This is a genomic window from Ureibacillus suwonensis (assembly GCF_042655065.1).
In the GTDB taxonomy this organism is placed as follows: Bacteria; Bacillota; Bacilli; order Bacillales_A; family Planococcaceae; genus Ureibacillus; species Ureibacillus suwonensis.
In genome coordinates, this window is the sequence record NZ_JBHSNQ010000016.1 from 1 (window position 1) to 17,304 (window position 17,304).

20 protein-coding genes are annotated in these 17,304 nt (G+C 45.1%); 7 read left to right on the forward strand and 13 right to left on the reverse strand.

The genetic code is table 11. The features are described 5' to 3' along the window. Positions 1-577: transposase (locus ACFPOH_RS01535; RefSeq protein WP_390308679.1), on the forward strand; the 577-nt coding region annotated here is incomplete at its 5' end. Between the two features lie 139 nt (positions 578-716). Here the strand turns inward: ACFPOH_RS01535 and istB are convergent. Together istB and istA are read right to left on the reverse strand one after the other, a co-directional pair. Next, the gene (gene istB, locus ACFPOH_RS01540; RefSeq protein WP_390308680.1) at positions 717-1,457 is read right to left on the reverse strand and encodes an IS21-like element helper ATPase IstB; all 741 of its coding nucleotides are present in this window, start codon (positions 1,455-1,457) and stop codon (positions 717-719) included. Then, a complete protein-coding gene (gene istA, locus ACFPOH_RS01545) occupies positions 1,429-2,958 on the reverse strand; it encodes an IS21 family transposase (RefSeq protein ID WP_390308681.1) in 1,530 nt (509 codons plus the stop codon). Before istA ends, istB begins: the two co-directional genes overlap by 29 nt. A gap of 88 nt (positions 2,959-3,046) precedes the next feature. Between istA and ACFPOH_RS01550 the strand changes: the two genes are divergently transcribed. Next, on the forward strand, positions 3,047-4,270 hold the full coding sequence (locus tag ACFPOH_RS01550) for an IS256 family transposase (RefSeq protein WP_390308693.1): 1,224 nt from the start codon (positions 3,047-3,049) through the stop codon (positions 4,268-4,270). 561 nt (positions 4,271-4,831) lie between these two features. On the opposite strand, the gene ACFPOH_RS01555 is transcribed toward ACFPOH_RS01550, so the two are convergent. Next, positions 4,832-5,212 (reverse strand): DUF4183 domain-containing protein, encoded by a 381-nt coding sequence (locus tag ACFPOH_RS01555; protein WP_141603369.1) that lies wholly within the window; start codon positions 5,210-5,212, stop codon positions 4,832-4,834. A 106-nt stretch (positions 5,213-5,318) separates the two neighbouring features. Between ACFPOH_RS01555 and ACFPOH_RS01560 the strand changes: the two genes are divergently transcribed. Further along, the gene (locus tag ACFPOH_RS01560) at positions 5,319-5,666 is read left to right on the forward strand and encodes a DUF4183 domain-containing protein (protein ID WP_141603368.1); all 348 of its coding nucleotides are present in this window, start codon (positions 5,319-5,321) and stop codon (positions 5,664-5,666) included. A gap of 187 nt (positions 5,667-5,853) precedes the next feature. Here the strand turns inward: ACFPOH_RS01560 and ACFPOH_RS17095 are convergent, their stop codons facing one another. The 4 genes from ACFPOH_RS17095 to ACFPOH_RS01580 all read right to left on the reverse strand — a co-directional run bounded on the left by ACFPOH_RS17095 (position 5,854) and on the right by ACFPOH_RS01580 (position 9,164). Beyond that, a complete protein-coding gene (locus ACFPOH_RS17095) occupies positions 5,854-6,402 on the reverse strand; it encodes a ribonuclease FAU-1 family protein (RefSeq protein WP_181733314.1) in 549 nt (182 codons plus the stop codon). 75 nt (positions 6,403-6,477) lie between these two features. Further along, entirely contained in the window at positions 6,478-7,980 is a 1,503-nt protein-coding gene (gene rlmD / locus ACFPOH_RS01570; RefSeq protein ID WP_390308682.1) for a 23S rRNA (uracil(1939)-C(5))-methyltransferase RlmD, read from the reverse strand. Positions 7,981-8,180: 200 nt separating this feature from the next. Further along, the gene (locus ACFPOH_RS01575) at positions 8,181-8,501 is read right to left on the reverse strand and encodes a hypothetical protein (RefSeq protein ID WP_390308683.1); all 321 of its coding nucleotides are present in this window, start codon (positions 8,499-8,501) and stop codon (positions 8,181-8,183) included. 57 nt (positions 8,502-8,558) lie between these two features. Beyond that, on the reverse strand, positions 8,559-9,164 hold the full coding sequence (locus tag ACFPOH_RS01580) for a TetR/AcrR family transcriptional regulator (protein ID WP_390308684.1): 606 nt from the start codon (positions 9,162-9,164) through the stop codon (positions 8,559-8,561). Positions 9,165-9,371: 207 nt separating this feature from the next. On the opposite strand from ACFPOH_RS01580, the gene ACFPOH_RS01585 reads away from it, so the two are divergent. Beyond that, on the forward strand, positions 9,372-10,094 hold the full coding sequence (locus tag ACFPOH_RS01585; protein ID WP_390308685.1) for a siderophore-interacting protein: 723 nt from the start codon (positions 9,372-9,374) through the stop codon (positions 10,092-10,094). Between the two features lie 15 nt (positions 10,095-10,109). Then, complete coding sequence (locus ACFPOH_RS01590) at positions 10,110-10,583, forward strand: hypothetical protein (protein ID WP_390308686.1); 474 nt, start codon at positions 10,110-10,112, stop codon at positions 10,581-10,583. A gap of 460 nt (positions 10,584-11,043) precedes the next feature. On the opposite strand, the gene ACFPOH_RS01595 is transcribed toward ACFPOH_RS01590, so the two are convergent. From ACFPOH_RS01595 to tnpA, 6 genes are all read right to left on the reverse strand, one after another. After that, complete coding sequence (locus ACFPOH_RS01595) at positions 11,044-12,879, reverse strand: ABC transporter ATP-binding protein (RefSeq protein WP_390308687.1); 1,836 nt, start codon at positions 12,877-12,879, stop codon at positions 11,044-11,046. Between the two features lie 37 nt (positions 12,880-12,916). Beyond that, positions 12,917-13,711 carry a MerR family transcriptional regulator gene (locus tag ACFPOH_RS01600; RefSeq protein ID WP_390308688.1) on the reverse strand — a complete coding sequence of 265 codons (795 nt, stop codon included), beginning with the start codon at positions 13,709-13,711 and terminating at the stop codon, positions 12,917-12,919. Between the two features lie 18 nt (positions 13,712-13,729). Continuing rightward, positions 13,730-13,921, reverse strand: a complete 192-nt coding sequence (locus tag ACFPOH_RS01605; protein ID WP_341287319.1) for a hypothetical protein — start codon at positions 13,919-13,921, stop codon at positions 13,730-13,732. Positions 13,922-13,983: 62 nt separating this feature from the next. Beyond that, positions 13,984-14,217 (reverse strand): single-stranded DNA-binding protein, encoded by a 234-nt coding sequence (locus ACFPOH_RS01610; protein ID WP_390308689.1) that lies wholly within the window; start codon positions 14,215-14,217, stop codon positions 13,984-13,986. Positions 14,218-14,928: 711 nt separating this feature from the next. Beyond that, positions 14,929-15,285, reverse strand: coding sequence for an IS66 family insertion sequence element accessory protein TnpB (gene tnpB / locus ACFPOH_RS01615; protein WP_096549681.1), 357 nt, complete (start codon positions 15,283-15,285; stop codon positions 14,929-14,931). Beyond that, entirely contained in the window at positions 15,275-15,601 is a 327-nt protein-coding gene (gene tnpA / locus ACFPOH_RS01620) for an IS66 family insertion sequence element accessory protein TnpA (protein WP_390308690.1), read from the reverse strand. Before tnpA ends, tnpB begins: the two co-directional genes overlap by 11 nt. Positions 15,602-15,678: 77 nt before the next feature. Here tnpA and ACFPOH_RS01625 point away from each other — a divergent pair, with 77 nt between their 5' ends. Together ACFPOH_RS01625 and ACFPOH_RS01630 are read left to right on the forward strand one after the other, a co-directional pair. Then, positions 15,679-16,410: an MATE family efflux transporter gene (locus ACFPOH_RS01625; RefSeq protein ID WP_390308691.1), complete on the forward strand. Its 732-nt coding sequence runs from the start codon at positions 15,679-15,681 to the stop codon at positions 16,408-16,410. A 260-nt stretch (positions 16,411-16,670) separates the two neighbouring features. Next, the gene (locus ACFPOH_RS01630) at positions 16,671-17,108 is read left to right on the forward strand and encodes a hypothetical protein (RefSeq protein ID WP_390308692.1); all 438 of its coding nucleotides are present in this window, start codon (positions 16,671-16,673) and stop codon (positions 17,106-17,108) included. Positions 17,109-17,304: the final 196 nt, after the last annotated feature.

A 17,304-nucleotide genomic window follows, 5' to 3' on the forward strand; every position in this document is an offset into this window, starting at 1 on the left:
ACGGCAAACCGATGGTTTTGAGCAATACATTCAGCAACTCGAACAAGAGGGCAAGACCATCCGTGAAATTGATGCGCAACTTCGTAAATATGGATATACGGGGACACTTTCAGGTGTCCGCGTTGCAGTCGAAAGCATACGAAAAGAAAGAAAACGGCAGGGGATTAAGGAATCTTCCGTTCGAATTTCCAGACGGCAAATGATTTCATATGTTTGGAAACGAAAATCTAGACTTTTAGAAGAGGAACTGCAACTTCTTGAACAATCCTTTAAGATGTACCCATCCCTTCATTCTTTCCACCAAATGGTTCAAACATTTAGAGAAGCATTTGATGAACGGAACTATCCGGCATTTTTCAAATGGTTGGAAAAACAATTGTCTTCTCCAAACAATCATTTATATGATTGTGCACTTCGACTCCGTAGGGATTTACAGTCGATTAAGCTGGCATTTAGTACTTCCTACAGTAACGGAGTTGTGGAAGGCCATGTTCACCGATTGAAGCTGATGAAACGAATCATGTATGGCCGGGCAAAGCTGGATTTACTTGAAAAACGAGTGTTATATCATTTATAAAATGTTTTTTTAAAAAATTAATAAAGAGATGAAGGACTGTACATATATGGTTTCACCAAAAGAACGTAAGAGCCCAAAAAATGCAGAGAATTGCAGTAAAAAATACATAGGCTTGCAGCTCGATTTTTCCAACGAATTGCTAATTGGATGATATCTTCTTCACAGAAGAAAGCGCGTGTCTTAGACGATAGCTTTCTCCTGTAAAGGCAATGATATGGGTGTGATGGACCAGACGGTCCACTAACGCAGCGGTGAGACGGTTATCCTCAAATACCCGGTTCCACTGTCCAAACTCTAAATTCGAGGTCACGATGACACTTTTTCGTTCGTAACAGTCCGCGATGATGTGAAAAAGCAGTTCTGACCCTTGTTTTTGAAACGGCACATATCCCAGTTCATCGAGAATCAATAGTTCGCACGCCTCGATTTGCCGTTTCAGACGGGGCAGTGTCCCGTTTTTTAAGGCCTCTTCCAGTTGGGCAACGAGATCAGCCACTCGGAAAAACCGCACCTCATGGCCTTTCTCGCATGCCTTCAATCCTAAAGCCGTGGCTAAATGGGTTTTCCCGGTTCCAGGCGATCCCAAAAGCAATACGTTCTGTCTCCGCTCCAAAAACACAAGGTCGCAAAGCTCCTCTTTGGTCGTTGTGGAGGGCCAATGAATGTGATCGGACCACTCATAGTCTTTCAGCCACTTTAACTCCCGGAATTTAGCCTTCTTGATCAGCTTCGACCGTTTCGCTTCTTGACGCGATGAGATTTCCAAAGCCAGTACATCCCGTAAAAATTGCTCTTTTGTTTCGTATGGCACCTCCTCAAAACAATCGGCAATATACGCCAAATGCAACGCTTTACAAATCTCTTTGATGTCCCGAGTCATCCCGGTTTGCCCCTCCTTCCCATGACGGGCACAGCCGTTGGTCATAAAGGTGTAAATCCGTCTCATAATCGACAAACACCGAAGGGATGTAAGTTTCTTTCCACTTTTCCGGATAAGCTTGTTGTTTCGCCTCTAACAACACCTTTAACTCATGAGGGGCCAAGTCGAATCGTTGCTCTTTGTTCAACCATTCATCCAGTTCTTTCAATGTATGGCTTTTTAAGAGTTCCCGAACTCCCCGAACGCGCTGTTTGACCTCTTCCTTACGGAAGGTCAAATATGTTTGCACCTTCTCTGGCAAGTACTTAAAAAATCGCGAATAACTCACGGATCGAGGCTTCTTCTCCCAATCGTTGAAAATCTCTTCCCAAGGGATTTCTTGTTTCTGGTTCATATACGGCCGAGGAGCTTCAAAAACGACTTCTCCTTGATTGGATAGGCAGATAAAGCGATCCCACCCTTTTTGCACCACGAGAGACTGATTCACCCGAGCTTGATGGATCACCCACTTTTCCCCATCCACTGTAATCTCCCCGTATTTGTTTACTTTCACCGTATCCAAAGAGAAGATCGGAAGATTGTCCAAAGGCAATGCTTTCAGCTCTTTTTGATCTTCTTTCCACAACTCTTCAATTGGCACTCCTTTTTCATAGTGAAGGCGAGAACGATCTTCGATCATTTTGACCCGTAGCCATTCGGTCAGCTGTTCATCGCTTTCCACCACAGGGGCGGGAACGAAACAACGATGGCGTACGTAGTATACTTTCCTCTCCACATTCCCTTTTTCATGCCCGCTGGCGGGATTGCACGGCTGTACTTCAAACCCGTAGTGGGCTTGGAAACGCAGAAACGCTTCGGTATACTGACGGTTATCTCCTTTCCCGACTGTCACCACGGCAGCGGACAAATTGTCCATCCTTAAACGCCTCGGCACTCCCCCTGCTTGATGAAATAACTGTTTCAATCCTTCCAAGAAGCATTCCCTATTTTCTGACGGGAGAGGATGAGCAAATCCAGCATTACTATGGGGGAAGCTCAAAATCAAGAGCTTTTTATCTTCAAGAGCTCCATCCTTCACTACTTGCATCGTGCCAAAATCGACTTGGGCTTCCCCCGGAGGATGCTCCAGCCGTTCGTATCGTTTTTCCTTTTCTGCCTTGATATGCGGCTTCCGTTCCTGAATGTAGGCACATACAGTTCGGTAAGAACCGGGAAAACCATGCTCTTTTTGCAGTTGTTCAAACATGGTTCGATTGGTTCTTCGCTCTTTTCGTGGCAGCTTCGCGTCCTCCTCCAGCCAGTCATCGATGATCTCCCCATATCCTAGCTCGTACATCATCCCCCGTTTCTTTTTCATGATTTTTTGTCCGCCAATATTTCCATCGGCATATTTCTTGACAGTTCTCCAATTCAGCCCTGTCTTTCTCGCAATTTCCGAGATCGACAGATCTTTGTTTTCCCTTAAATGTTTGATATAATGAATTTCAGGCATTGCTAGCATCCTTTCTTTACCTCCACTGTTTTAGTCTTCACAACCTTAACAGTAGAGGGAATTTTAGGAGCTGGCAAGCTTTTTTTTTACCCAATCAATCTCTGCACGTTTTCCTTGCAGAACTCTGTATTTTTATTTTGCAATAAACAATTTAGCTAAGCTATTGGAACAAGTCCTCAATCAAATCCTCGAGGCGCAAGTGGAAGAACAGCTGGGGGCTCGTCGTTATGAACGAACGGAAGAACGAAAAGGCTATCGAAATGGTTCATATCCACGCCAGCTGACAACCCGGGTGGGACGGTTGACCTTGCGCGTTCCACGAACAAGAGATGGAGAGTTCTCTACGGAACTGTTCCAACGGTATCAACGGAGCGAACAAGCACTGGTACTGGCACTCATGGAAATGGTGGTAAACGGGGTGTCTACCCGAAAAATCACCCAAATCACGGAGGAGTTGTGCGGCACCTCGTTTTCCAAATCCACGGTTTCCTCGCTGTGCAAGGGGCTGGATCCGATTATCCAAGACTGGAATTACCGTTCCCTTCATGAACACGTGTATCCGTTTGTACTGGTGGATGCGATTTATACGAAAGTCCGGGAAGATGGACGGGTACGTTCCAGAGCCGTTTTGATTGCCACAGGAGTGAATGAGGAAGGATACCGGGAAATTCTTGGCCTGCAAATCGGAAACAGTGAATCGGAGTCCAGCTGGAGCGAGTTCTTCGGATGGCTGAAAGACCGAGGACTCCGGGGAGTGGACTTGATTATCTCGGATCAGCACGGCGGGCTTGTACAAGCGATTGAAAAGCATTTCCAAGGAGCGACATGGCAGCGATGCCAGACACATTTTATTCGCAATATCCTCGATGCCGCACCAAAGTATATGCAGGATGCCTTGCTTGAGGAGATTCGCGGGATTCTTCATGCCCCAAACAAGCAAACGGCCCGGCTGTTATTGGAACAAGTGCTGGCCAAATGGGAAGAAAAAGCCCCAAAAGCCATGCAAATCCTCGAAGAGGGATTCGAAGACGCCACCGCCGTATTGGACTATCCGGACCGTTACCGGCGGCGCCTGCGCACGACCAACGGAGTGGAACGGCTGAACGAGGAAATCCGCCGCAGAGAACGGGTCATCCGCATCTTTCCGAACCGGGAATCGGTGTATCGCCTCGTTGGCGCCGTGTTGATCGAAATCGACGAAAAATGGATGTCAGGGCGCAAATACTTGGATATGTCCGAATATTGGCGGTGGCGGAAAATGAAAGAGCAAGGAGTCCGATCGGTGAATCAGGAGGCTCCGGCGATCAAGAGAGTGGGATAACCCCTTCGCTGTGTCAAGGAGAACGTGGAATACCTCGGAAGCGAGGAGTTGCCGCGAAAGCTCCTTGACACACCTGTTCCTTGACAACATGATCATTGGTCCGGGAAGACGACCGGCAGGGAGACTTGCCGGACTTACCTACCATACGTCAAGTCATCAGGTCCATGTTTTCTATCAAAGGGGAATTTACACAATAATTTGGACTTGACCACGGTGGATGTTAAAGCACCGAGGAAAACACTTAAGTTGAACTCCTTCTTTATACTGTAAACGATGAATAATCCAAGAATTACACCAATCAATATATTTGAAGCCATAAAGATTAAATTTAAATTCCTCTTTTCCATATTCTTTCTCATCCTCTTCCAATCTAAAGATTTAAGGGGAGTTCAATTAGTTTTTTAATCCGGCCTTGTACATCATGGGAATTTCTATTAGTAATTTATTTCAAATAACTTATCTCGTCCACATTCTCTAAACTAACAAAGCACCTCTTCTAATCGAAAGGAGGTGCTTTGCCTTTGTATACGGATAATCTTAATTCATTTATTATACAACTTCTTAAGTATTAATAGTCGTTTGGGCTGTTGGATTAAAGTTTGTTACGACAAGAACGACCGGTGAATTTGCAATAATATCGGATCCTGCAGGGACATTAATTACAAGAGATCCTGCACCCGATCCGCCTGGGTTATATGTCACTAAGTCTTGCATTACTTGGACACCATTTACATAAACAATAAAATAACTATTTTCATCAGCTAATTCCGGAAGTGTAACTCCTGTTGCCCCTGTATCATCCATAAAATCATCTGCGTCAATGGTTAACGTTGTTCCACCAGATACATCCGCATCTACTACATAAAAAAATTTTTGTACATCTGGAGAAGTAACTACAGTTGTGGCCGCATTAATTGCAAGCTTCAAAATTTCCAATGGCATGAAGTTTCCTCCTTGAAGTTCATTTTCGCTTTATTATATGGTGAAATTTTTTATTGACTTAGGCATAAAATAAAAAAAGAGTTAGTAATTATCTGGAAGGATCGGAATGATGAACAAACAAACAGGTGTAAATAATTTACCCAAGCCATTATTAAGAATCCCTCCTTTGCCGCCGACAGAATTTTCCTTTCGCCTTCCAAAAAAGGTTGAAGTTTTTGAGTACTTTACAATTTCAAATGGGAAGTCAAGAGTCTATAGAGATCAAGATGGGATTACAAAAGGAAAACATCACAAAATCATGGATCCAAGTACAGTCTCCTATATGAATTTATTTATTAACGGAGTGCTTCAACCTAAAGAAAATTACGAAGTAGAGTGCGGCATGCTCAAGTTAATAACTGAAGACCTGCCGCCAAAAGGTGCACCGATTATTCTGCAAATGTTTAAGTTTTAAAAAATACACGTAATAAGCATGTCTATCCTAAATTTTCGAGATGAATTATTCAGAGATTTATGGATGTTTCTTAAGAATAAAAAAGACACTACAGGCTGCACATGCAGCAAGTAGTGTCCTTCAACTTAGTTTAAAAAATTAGGATAACGCACAATAACCTGATTGTAGGAAATGCAATAAAAACAACTTAACCCTTTTCTAATAGGGGAATAAACCTTTTATGATTATAAATACTTTCGGATTCTGCAATCGTTTGCGTGAGTACATCGTCCATTGAACTTAATAATGTTTCCAACGCACCTTTGGCGTACCCCTTCTCAAATGTTTCAAAGGGTTCAGGCAATTCATCTTCATCCAAAATAAAATACTCTCCATTTGGCAGCGCCAGTACATCGATAATCAAGTCTTCGAATATTACCATGTTATCTTCAAACTTTGTATTCTTTACAATGTTAAAATATGAAGCTAAATAATTTCCTGCTTGGTCTCTCCAAAAATATAAGTTATATGGACGATCCAGCCAATAATAAGCAATTGTATAACCCCCGAGTGGAATTGTTACATGCAAATCATTCATTGTCAATGTAAAAGGTTCTTCTATTAAATGAAATAAAATCCTACAGCGATTTCGAGCACTTAATAAACGGCACTTACACTCAACAATTTTCGAATCATATCGTATTTTTCTTTCCGTTATTTTCTCCCATGTACTTCGATTACTTGTAGAATCAATCAAAACACTGCATCCCTTTCAACAATTAATCCTAATAAAAACAGTTAGGAGTCCGAGAATCTTTTACAGATTCTTGAATCAGTCATCAATCCTCTTTATCAATGCACAGCACTCCACATGGCTTGTCTGCGGAAACATGTCTACGGGCTGAATCCATTCCATCGCGAAGCCGCCATCCAGAAGCACCTTGCAGTCTTTGGCCAAAGTGGCGGGATTGCAGGAGACGTAGACGAACCGCTTTGGCCGGGCCTTGATCACGGCGGACAGAAATTTGCGGTCGCAGCCGGTGCGGGGCGGATCGACGACAATGACGTCGGGCCGGTACCCTTCCTTGATCCAGGCGGGCAGAAGCTGCTCGCTTTTTCCATGGTAAAACCGGACATTTCCGATCCCGTTGAACCGCGCGTTCTGCCTCGCGTCCCGGACGGCCTCGGCGATTTCCTCGATCCCGCGCACTTCCGCCGCCTGCTCGGCCAGCCAGAGGGCGATCGTTCCCGTGCCGCAATAGGCGTCCACCACGCGCTCGGTGCCGGTCAAGGCCGCGGCTTCTTTGACATAATCGTACAAAACCGCCGTTTGTACAGGATTAATCTGAAAAAAAGCCCTTGGCGACAAGCGGTACGACAGGCCGCCCAGCCGCTCTTCGATGTCCGGTTTGCCCCACAGCACACGGGTGCGGTCGCCAAAGACCAGGGGCGTATCTTTGGGCTGAATGTTGACGGCGATCGTGGCCACTTGCGGCAGCCTGGCGGTGATCGCTGCAATCAGTTGTTTCGCCTGCGGCAAGCGATCCTTCGCGAGGACAAAGGTGACTTGCAGTTCGCCGGAATAGGCGCTTTTTCGCAGGACCACGGTGCGGAGCAGGCCCTCCCTTGCTTTTTCCCGGTAAGGCGGGATACCCAGCTCTTCCATAATGCCCCGAATCGCTTCTGCGGCTTGATTGATGTCCTGCTGCTGCACCGGACAGCCGGCAATGTCGACAAGCCTGCGGCTCGCCGGCGAATACAGGCCGAGCACCGTTCGCCCGCTCACGACACCCGCCTGCAGCTGCGCCTTGTGGCGGTACCCCCACGAATCGGCCATGCCAACGATGGGGCGGATCGGAACGGGCACATCGCCGACATATCGGCGAAACGCTTCCCTCACCAGTTCTTCCTTCGCCGCAAGTTGTCCGGCATAATCCATGTGCTGAAGCTGGCAGCCGCCGCAAATGTCGTATACGGGGCATTCGGGCGTTTTTCGGTGGCCGGATGTTTTTTCGATCTCCGCGAGAGCAGCGGAAATGTAGGTCGGTTCCACCAGCACCGCCTTCGCTTTCACGACTTCCCCCGGCAACGCCCCGGGAACGAAAACCGCTTTGCGCTTGTAATATCCGACACCCTCTCCATTGATGCCGATCCGTTTGATCGTGACGACCATGAGATCGCCGGCCCGGATGTCTTCGGCCGCAATTCCGCGCGGCGGGAAGCTTTCGATGTCGATGTCTTCCGTTTGAATGGTTTTTCCTGGTCCGTCGCGCCGGATTTCGCCATTTTTCCCGCTCCGTTCTGCCTCATATTGCCTGAAATGTGCCGCGCGCAAAGCACATTTCCAAAATATCCGCTTTCGGCGACTCACATAGCTATTTTAACCTATAAGTCAAAAACGGCATACGGCAAGCGGGAAAGCTTCCCGCACCCGCTTGCCCGGCTCTTTTATCCCTTATGCGCTATCAATCAATGATCACCCGTTCGCCGGTTGTCCGCTTCGCTCTTTCGTCCGCGACAGAAGGCTTAGCCCAATCAAGGCCAAAGCCGCAAACGCCCAAGCCCTCCGAAGTACCCGATCATAGCGACAGAGCCGTATTTCAGCACGAGCCCGCCGAGGAACGCGTCCCCGGCGCTTCCCAGATAGATGGCGGAAGCGTTGAGCGAGAGGACGATACCGGCGGACGGACCGGACAATCCGATCAGCCGGTGCTGCTGGGCGGGGTTGAACGCATAGCTGCTGATGCCGTACAGGGCGACGGCCGCCAGGGCGGCCGCCCGCACGCCCTTGAAACCGGAGACGACATGACCGGAAATTGAATTAGAGGCGATTCGGATGGACTTGAAATCAATCAAAACCTCCTTGACCGCGAAGTACGAAAGCTTCAGCCGCTCGGCAGATGAGTCTTTTTCCTAATCCCGAATAAGTCCTGCTGCATAAAAAGGACCTTTCACAGTAAGCATGGATAATACCTTTGCCATTTCCTCCGGTGTTTCCTTGCAGCCATTGTTTAACCAAACTTGTATCACACTTAAATGCGCACCGGAAATGTAAGAGGCAAAATATTCGGGCGATACCCGCATTTGGTCCGAGTTAATCAGTGAAGGAGTCGTTTTTTCAAATAACAGTTCCCACATGGTTTGTTTCAGCTTTGATTGAAAGTATGGGTCACCTTTAGGGCTGAGAAGCGCTTTTAACATATCTTTATTCAGATAAAGGTATTGAAAAATTTCAATTGCAATCGAGAGCGAATCGTTCTTGAAGTTAATGGTTCTCTTTGACGGATCATGTCTTTTCGCAATGTCGATGATTCCTTCCATAAATTCCGATTCATAGCTGGACAAACAATGGTATTTATCATGGTAATGAGCGTAAAACGTGCCACGGTTAATCCGTGCTTTTTCTGTAATATCCTTAATTGTAATGGCTTCAAACCCTTTTTCTTCAAGCAATTCAAAAAATGCTTTTTTGATCGCCTCGAGCGTTTTGACAACGCGCAAATCTTGCTTTTTTTCCATAGCGACAACTCCCTGGCCGACACTTTTTTACTGTCTGTTGATTAACCGACAAATCGTTTTGGATTGCCTATTGTTTAAGTTGTACTTTCATTTTATACTAAATACGCTGATAAATAAACAACACTATGTTCAGGAAGGTGGGACATGAAAGCTTCCAAAAAAGCTAAAAGCTCAGGAACAAGAAATCGCTGAGAGGATGTGATATATATGGGTATTATCGAAAAGTTAGCGAAAAGTCTTGCTACGCATGCAAAGGTGGTAAATAAAATCAAAGTAGCTGAACATACGTTCAAACTTTCTATCCGGCTGCAAGAACCCAATGCATTTTCGTATCGTCCCCAAGATTTTTTAAGAATCCTCGTCGGGACGGACCAACAAGCGCCGTTAAGAGATCGCGTACGTTCCTACTCCATATGGAACTTTGATGCTCAAACTCAAACACTCGATCTTGCCGTATGTACTTTTTCAAACGGACCCGGAGCAAAATGGATCAATAACGTAAACATGGGTGACGACGTTTATTTTATGAAGCATTCCAGCAACCTGATCATCCATGATGATGCTGCTGATGCCGTGATGATCGGAGATATTACAGCTTTAGGCCATTTTTACGGTCTGCGTCGTCTCTTCAGGAATCAGAATCGTGTATCAGGTTTTATATTCGGCCAAAATCAAGCCGATTTTTTTCCGGATATAGACGGACATTCACCATTTGAGTTTATTACAACCTCACCGCAACAATATCAAACCGTAATCTCTTCAGTTGAAGCCTCGCTGCCCCAACCGACAAACAACACGACCATTTACGTCGCAGGTGATGGTGAAATGTGCAAATTGCTTCACAAGCACCTGAAAGACGAATTAGGATGGAACAGCAAGCAAATAAGAGCGAAGCCTTTTTGGATACACGGCAAAAAGGGCTTGGAGTAACCATGCCCGGCGCAAATGCAAAAAGCGCGCATACGCATTTTCGGCCGAAAATACGCATGCGCGCTTCATTTATACCAAAAGCTTGGCGTTCTCCAGAATGTTCAGCGTCCGGTTTTCGATATCGCGAAAATGTTGGTCAAATTGCTGATTGGCAAATTGAGTCACCGTCTGGAACTGCCGCATCAGGTTCTGACCAAACGCGGATCACTTGATTCCCTTCTCCGCCTTGGCGGATTTGCTCCATCTGAAAATCATGAATGCCACAAGCGCCGCGACCCCCGCGGCGACAAACGCGAAATGCCGCTCCACCCAACCGAGGATGATCTGCCACTCTTTGCCGAAAACAAATCCGATGCCGAAGAAGAAGGTCACCCACAGCACGGCGCCGATGTAGGCATAGACGGCAAACGTCAAATAGGGGATGCGCAGGATGCCTACGAAATATCCGGCGAACTGCCGAAGACCGGGGACAAAAAAACTGAACAATAGCAGCGCATTGCCGAATCGCTCCTTTCATGAAAAATGCCGGCTGCCTGAGAGGGACAACCGGCTCTTTGAAGAAATATCTATATAAAAAGAGAACGCCCCGATAAGGACGCTCTCTTGGATATTCTTGTTTTCAATTAAAAATCACTAGGTGTATCTATCCATTCCAAGTCGAGAACAATAGAAACCTCGATTTTATCGTTTAACACCTTATTCCTGTAGTCCTTTCCATTAGTCGTAAACGAAGCATACTTTGCAGAATACTGATAATTCAGTACTTCTACGTATCGTCTCGACATATTCCTATTACGCACTCCACATGCAACGAGCGGGGTGGATTGATGTCTTTTACATTGTCGGTAGTCGGAAACAAGTCAAAGGCACTTTTTGCACTATCGGTAGGCGGGAATATATCGATTAATTTTTACATATCGAAAAAATGAATACATCGCCGATTGCGTCCCTAGGAAGTATAGACGCTGAAGTTGGATTCTTGCTTCATCTGCTGATGAACGAACTTACGGTACAATGCATGTCCATCCATCAATTGAGCATGCGTTCCTTGGCCAGTCAAGATGCCATTCTCGAGGAAGATGATTTGGTCTGCATCAACGACGGTTGACAAGCGATGCGCGATGATAAGCGTCGTGCGACCATGCATCAAGTTTTGCAGTGCTTCCTGGACAAGTGCTTCCGATTCGCTATCCAGATTCGACGTCGCTTCGTCCAGAAGTAGCAGCTTTGGATCGCGCAGCAGAGCGCGAGCAATGGCGATGCGCTGGCGCTGACCACCGGACAGCTTGATGCCCCGTTCGCCAACCTCGGTGTCGTATCCTGACGGCAATTGTTCGATAAATGCCGCGGCATTAGCAAGACGCGCAGCCTCGCGCACTTCGTCGTCGGTAACCGGACGCGTGAGCCCGTACGTGATGTTGCTTTTGATCGAACCTGACATGAGCGGGCTTTCTTGCAGGACGTATCCGATCCCTTCCCGCCAAGCGTGAAGCGGAATTTGTTCGATGTTCTGCTCTCCGAGCATGATGCTGCCCGCCGACGTTTCATAAAACCGCTCCAACAAGGAGAAGATCGTTGTCTTACCGGCACCGCTCGGCCCGACGAAGGCGACAGTTTGCCCCGGCTCAATCGTGAAGTTTAAGCTGCGCAGCACCTCGTCCTCTTGCCCATAGCCAAAGGATACGTCCTTGAAGTGGATGGGCTGATTCCAATCGACTTGGTATGACGCATCTTCCGATTGCTCCCAGTCCGCAGACAGCGTTAACGCGGTTGCGAAATCAGGCTTCGATTGACGGCCTGGCTCCTGATGGTCAGGATCATCATTTTGCTGATTTTGCTGTAAGCGTCCTGTTGACTGCTCTGGATCAGTGCATAGCAACTCTTGGATGCGCTCGGTCGCTCCCATCGCTTTTTGAAAGGCGGTGAAAAACTGTGCCAGCATGCTGAATGGCACTACGACCTGGAACATATAAATAATGACAGCAACCAGTGTTCCGGCAGACAGATCACCGGCGGAAACGCGCGCTCCACCGTATCCGATGATGACGACCAGCACGGCCATGATCACGGTTGTCATTAGTGGTGAGACGAATGCTTGGATGCGTGCTTCTCTCATGCCGAAGTGAAACAAGCTGGCAATCTTTCGCTCGCCCCCTTCGCGCTCAACGGACTGGGCATTGTGCGATTTCACAAGACGGATGTCGCTGAGCACGCGACCGAGTCCCGCGCTGAAAGCGGCAAGCTCATCTTGCATTTGCAAGGAAATTTTGTACACCAGTCTGCCTAATGGTGCCAAAATCAGCATGGACACTGGCACTGCGGAAAGCATAATGAGCGTCATTTTCCAGTCGATGACAAACAGGATCACTAATGCGCCGATGATCGAAAGAATGCCGGAGATGGAGGTGACGAGATGGTTCGTTATTAGTGTCTTAAGCGTGTTCGTATCCTGCGTAACACGGCTGATCAGCTCGCCGGATTCGTGCTTGTCAAAGTAGGAAACTTTGAGTTTTAGAATGTGATTCCACAAGCGCAATCGGATGTTTCTCACGAACATCTCGCCAATATACGTCATGAAATAGTAGGAAAATCCGCCCGCAGCCGCCTGCACAAAAAACGCCGCTATGAGCCAAATGATGACACCGATATCGAGACCACTAGCCGCAAATTGATCAATCAAATCACGGGTGAAAAGCGGCACAATCAAGCCGCCTGCAGCTTCCAATACACTTAGGATGATGGCAACGGCAAACAGCCCTCTCCTGGGAACGGCACTGCGCAACATTCGCAAAAACTTCCGCCATTGTCGTCCCTGGTCATGATTATTCACTCTCTCTGTGTCCATCTGAAAACAGTCCTTTCTTTATGGAATAGTACTCGAACGCTTCTGCAAACCATTTCTCTTCCTCTTCTGTAAACGGGGTACCGATCGCAGCGGGCAGTTCTATATTTTCTAAGTGATCCGCATATTCATTCATAAAGTACCAATTGTCGCCCATCAGTTCGTTAGCGAGAGCCATAAATTGCTCGATGAGCTGCTGGACTTCTTCGGAGTCTGGACGATGGTTGCGCAATGCTTGTTTGAGGTCCTGAAGGAGCAATGTCGAGCGCATGTTCCAGTCCCGCTCTTTGCTTTCGTCCGCGAAATTTTCCTTTATTCTCTGAATCAACGGCTCTGGAAACCAATCAGACATCCATTCCATCTGTTGCTGCTCCGTCACGATGCTGTGAATCAAGAAGGAGATCACTTGCGGATCTATCCTATGCTCGGCTTCAAGTACCGCGGTAGCATGATCAATCGCTTTCAATATTTGCTGAATGTGTTGCTGTTTATGCTCCAAAGCCTGCTTCTGCATTCGCAAAGATCGTAGCAAGGCGTTACTGTCCCCCGCTTGTCCGGACATGATCGCTTTAATGTCTTTCAGTGAAAAACCAAGATATTTGTATGCAATGATTTGCTGTAGCGGAATTAGATCGTCCGGGCGATAATACCTTCTCCCGGAATCACTAATATAGCTTGGCTTGAGCAAGCCTTGCTCTTCATAAAATCGCAGCGTGCGTGGACTGACACGAGCTATACGGGAGAATTCTCCAATGGACATTTGCTCTTTCATCATCTCAATCAACCTCCGAATTCATTGTACAACTTTACGTAACGTAAGAATCAAGCGTTTCTTTATTTGCATAATTTCGTTTGTAAGCTTTTCACGTACGAATATCCCCAGTTCATGTGGTGGGCTAAACTCATTATAAATTTCAATACTCTTACACTGAACAAGCAAGAAAAAACCATCTACTAATTGCCTTAAATTAAGCAAAGCATCCACCCCATACACCCTAATATAATTTATAGTTTTTTATTGCCCTTCATAATAGTTTTGCTATATCCTCAAACCTTCTGATACCTCTGCTGGTTAGATGAGGTCTTTTCAATCGCCTTTATATTACCTTCCATTTTATTTACGTAGTTTAAAAATAAAGTCCCAAGCAGAAGTCGATCCTTTCTGGGTATTCTATTCCATACATAACCCTTGAACAAATCTTTAACAAGAAAGACTTCACCTTCATTCAAGTTTTCAGTTTCCTTAATAGCTTCTTCTAGTAGTTCATTAACATCACTCATGTTGTCATCTCCTTATCAATGTAAGCGTAAAATAACGCTCACGTGTTTTTTCGTGGGCGTTTATTATATGCTCTATTTAGTTTTATTTGGTATGCGACATTCTTCTGGAATTGTCTTCGACCAAGGAAGGAGTTGATCGATGGCTTCTACATCATTGTGATCTATCAATGGTAATTGTTCGAAAAGAGTCCCCCACGGGATTCACCGCTTCCTTCCTCAAGTGAGGTACTACGTTTTCTGTGTTCATCATGACTCACTGAATGCCAAGGGCTATTCTCTCTTAATTGTTCGGTCCTTCTTAGTAGTTCTAAACCAACTAATACGATGACCTCTGCTGACTTCTGACGGTTCAGCTACTTATCACTAAGTAGGTTATGAAGAGTACTTCACATATCCGCCAGACCTCCCCGGGTAAGTACATGCACTTTCACACCATCTATCCGCCTCATTTACTCGATATGACCTTCGACAGAAAGAGCTTTGTTTTGTGATGCAAACTCACTCAATCATACCTAGCCTTATATGAGGTTCGTGTTCCTCGGACCGGTGTTTTGCCTCCAGCTTCCTTCAGATTCCGCGTCACCACGGACACCCTTTCGTTGAGCTAACCTCTGCTTCTGTCTTAGGGGTTCGGGACTTACACCCTATAGTTCATGTACATGCCGGGCGCACATAAAGGAAAGGAATTGACAGGTCAATGTCAAATTCCTTTTAAACCATGATTTTAGCTGATACTTGTTCATGTGCTTGTTTTTGTTCAAATGAAAGACCATCGAGCAACCAACTGAATTGGCGGGGAGTGATGCACAAAGGGCCGGGAGTTCTTTCATCAGGCCATTGAAAGACCCCTTTCTCTAAACGACGATAGTACAACCAAAACCCATTGTGATCCCAATGGAGAATTTTCAATTTATCTCGTTTCCGATTACAGAAAACAAAGAGATTAGAAGAGAAAGGATTTAACTGAAAGCTCATTTGAACAATGGCTGCTAATCCATCAATCGACTTGCGTAAATCCGTTGCCCCCGCTGCTAAATAAACATGTTGAATGGATGTTTTACTTAACATGTGTTTTCAGCACCTGAACCACTTCGTTGAAAAGGAGTGGATTGAAACCTTCTTTTACTTCGATGGAAAATTCCCCAATGTTAACGATGAGCGGGGAGTTTTTTTCATCCAACGAATGGGATACTTCAACAGTTAGCCATTGAGGGGAAGTCCGTGAAGTTTCAGTTGTCTCTAACTCTAGTCTTTTCATCCATTTATACATACTTCGATGACCTACTTGATTTTGTTTGCACCAAGCTTTTATACTTGACTCTCCACTAGATCGATAAGATTCGATTCGTTGTTGCCACAATTGTTTTCGTTCATCTGGGGACATAAAAATAAAAACCTCCTAACTTTTGATGTTGATCTCATTATCACAAAACATCAAAATGGTTAGAAGGTGTGGGATATTTGGCGCTTACTAATAAAAAAGGATATTTTAAGAATCAAAATAAAAAAGATAAACTTGCAGTTTTTGAAATTAGATCCGACTGTAAAGCAAAAATTATTGTCGATTGGAATACCGGTCATGCTTTCCTACATATTAATCTTTTTCAGCACCTTTTTCTTCAACAGGATAGCATGCCCTTTGGGGAAGAAGTGGTGGCAGGGTTTGGCGCTGCCTACCGTGTACAGACCATGGCGATTGCCATCGGAATTGCTTTCGGTGGAGCCATTGGTCTAATCATGAATCAAAATATTGGCGGAACCAAACTTGACCGTTCCTATGATACTTTTAAAAAAGGCCTCATCCATATTTTCGGGATTTATATAATTATAGGTGTGTTTGTTTTCTTTGCCAGTCAAACGATTGCTAACTTCCTTATTGCAAATGCCGAAACTGCTCAACATGCTTCTAACTATCTAAAAATTGTTGGTCTATCTTATACCTTTATGGGACCGATGCTAACGACGTTAATCGTAATGGAACAACTTGGAAAAGGGGTTCATGCGTTTCTGTTAAATTTTTTTTACTTTGCAATCATTGTTGTACTTGGCTGGCTCCTGACAAACAAATATCAACAGGTGGAAATCTTCTATTGGACCATAAGCATTATGAATATTTTTAGTATTGTAGGAATCGGCTACGGGCTCTTTACAATTAAAAGGATGTTGAGGGTCCAGAAAATGAAGCTGTCCTAACGAGCGGTAATTGAACCGTCATTCTCAGAAGTTTTATTGGGGGTATAACATAGCTTTTAATATCAAAAGTGTTGGTACAACATATAGATTAACTTAACATTTTAGCCACTACCAACATTTCAAAAACTCTTTCTGAAAGATGAAAAGGGAGAGGTTGGTAGTGGTTTTTTCTTTTAAAGCAATTGGAGATTATTAAATTTGCTGACACCATACATTGATGTTAATCGTATATAAATTAAGCTGAAAAAGGAGTGATGACTATGAATAAACAACCGTTCATTACAGAAGAGCATTTAAAGCGGCGAAAAATATTTCGTATACTTGGCCCGATTGTTTTAGGGTTTGGCATTTTATGTATAGTGATTGCACTTGTTGATTTTTTAACATTGGATATGTTTGAAGAACCGAAATACTTCGGATTGTTTTTTCTTGGAATACCGTTAACAGCTGTCGGATTTACCTTAAGTAGCCTTGGTTACGGTTCAGAAATTGCCAAATATCAAACTAGAGAAATGGCACCCGTTGTGAAAGATACATTTAATTATTTAGCTGAAGAAACAAAAGATGGGGTAGAAACCATTGCCCGAGCTATGCAAAAAGGGACAAGTTCTGTTGTTGAGGCAAAACAATGTCATTACTGCAAAGAGTTAAATAAAATTGATGCAAAGTTTTGTAATAAATGTGGCAGGTCCTTGTAAAGGAACGATGTCTTTAAAAGACGGATTGATAGAAAAAGTATTTTGAACATTGTTTCATATGAAAGATCCAAGGGCTTGTCTAAAAAGTCCATAAAAACAGAGCGAATGGAGAAAACAATGAGTTTTTCCATTCGCTCTGTTTCCTTATTTTTGAAATTGGTTTGGGAATTTGCGGCCCATTTCAGTATGTTGTGGG

Excerpts from the sequence above, each read along its gene's own strand:
- istB (WP_390308680.1), bottom strand. The coding sequence starts at position 1,457 with ATGACTCGGGACATCAAAGAGATTTGTAAAGCGTTGCATTTGGCGTAT.
- istA (WP_390308681.1), bottom strand. The coding sequence starts at position 2,958 with ATGCTAGCAATGCCTGAAATTCATTATATCAAACATTTAAGGGAAAAC.
- ACFPOH_RS01555 (WP_141603369.1), bottom strand. The coding sequence starts at position 5,212 with ATGCCATTGGAAATTTTGAAGCTTGCAATTAATGCGGCCACAACTGTA.
- ACFPOH_RS01560 (WP_141603368.1), top strand. The coding sequence starts at position 5,319 with ATGATGAACAAACAAACAGGTGTAAATAATTTACCCAAGCCATTATTA.
- ACFPOH_RS01580 (WP_390308684.1), bottom strand. The coding sequence starts at position 9,164 with ATGGAAAAAAAGCAAGATTTGCGCGTTGTCAAAACGCTCGAGGCGATC.
- ACFPOH_RS01585 (WP_390308685.1), top strand. The coding sequence starts at position 9,372 with ATGGGTATTATCGAAAAGTTAGCGAAAAGTCTTGCTACGCATGCAAAG.
- ACFPOH_RS01590 (WP_390308686.1), top strand. The coding sequence starts at position 10,110 with ATGCAAAAAGCGCGCATACGCATTTTCGGCCGAAAATACGCATGCGCG.
- ACFPOH_RS01595 (WP_390308687.1), bottom strand. The coding sequence starts at position 12,879 with ATGTTGCGCAGTGCCGTTCCCAGGAGAGGGCTGTTTGCCGTTGCCATC.
- ACFPOH_RS01600 (WP_390308688.1), bottom strand. The coding sequence starts at position 13,711 with ATGATGAAAGAGCAAATGTCCATTGGAGAATTCTCCCGTATAGCTCGT.
- ACFPOH_RS01610 (WP_390308689.1), bottom strand. The coding sequence starts at position 14,217 with ATGAGTGATGTTAATGAACTACTAGAAGAAGCTATTAAGGAAACTGAA.
- tnpB (WP_096549681.1), bottom strand. The coding sequence starts at position 15,285 with ATGTTAAGTAAAACATCCATTCAACATGTTTATTTAGCAGCGGGGGCA.
- tnpA (WP_390308690.1), bottom strand. The coding sequence starts at position 15,601 with ATGTCCCCAGATGAACGAAAACAATTGTGGCAACAACGAATCGAATCT.
- ACFPOH_RS01630 (WP_390308692.1), top strand. The coding sequence starts at position 16,671 with ATGAATAAACAACCGTTCATTACAGAAGAGCATTTAAAGCGGCGAAAA.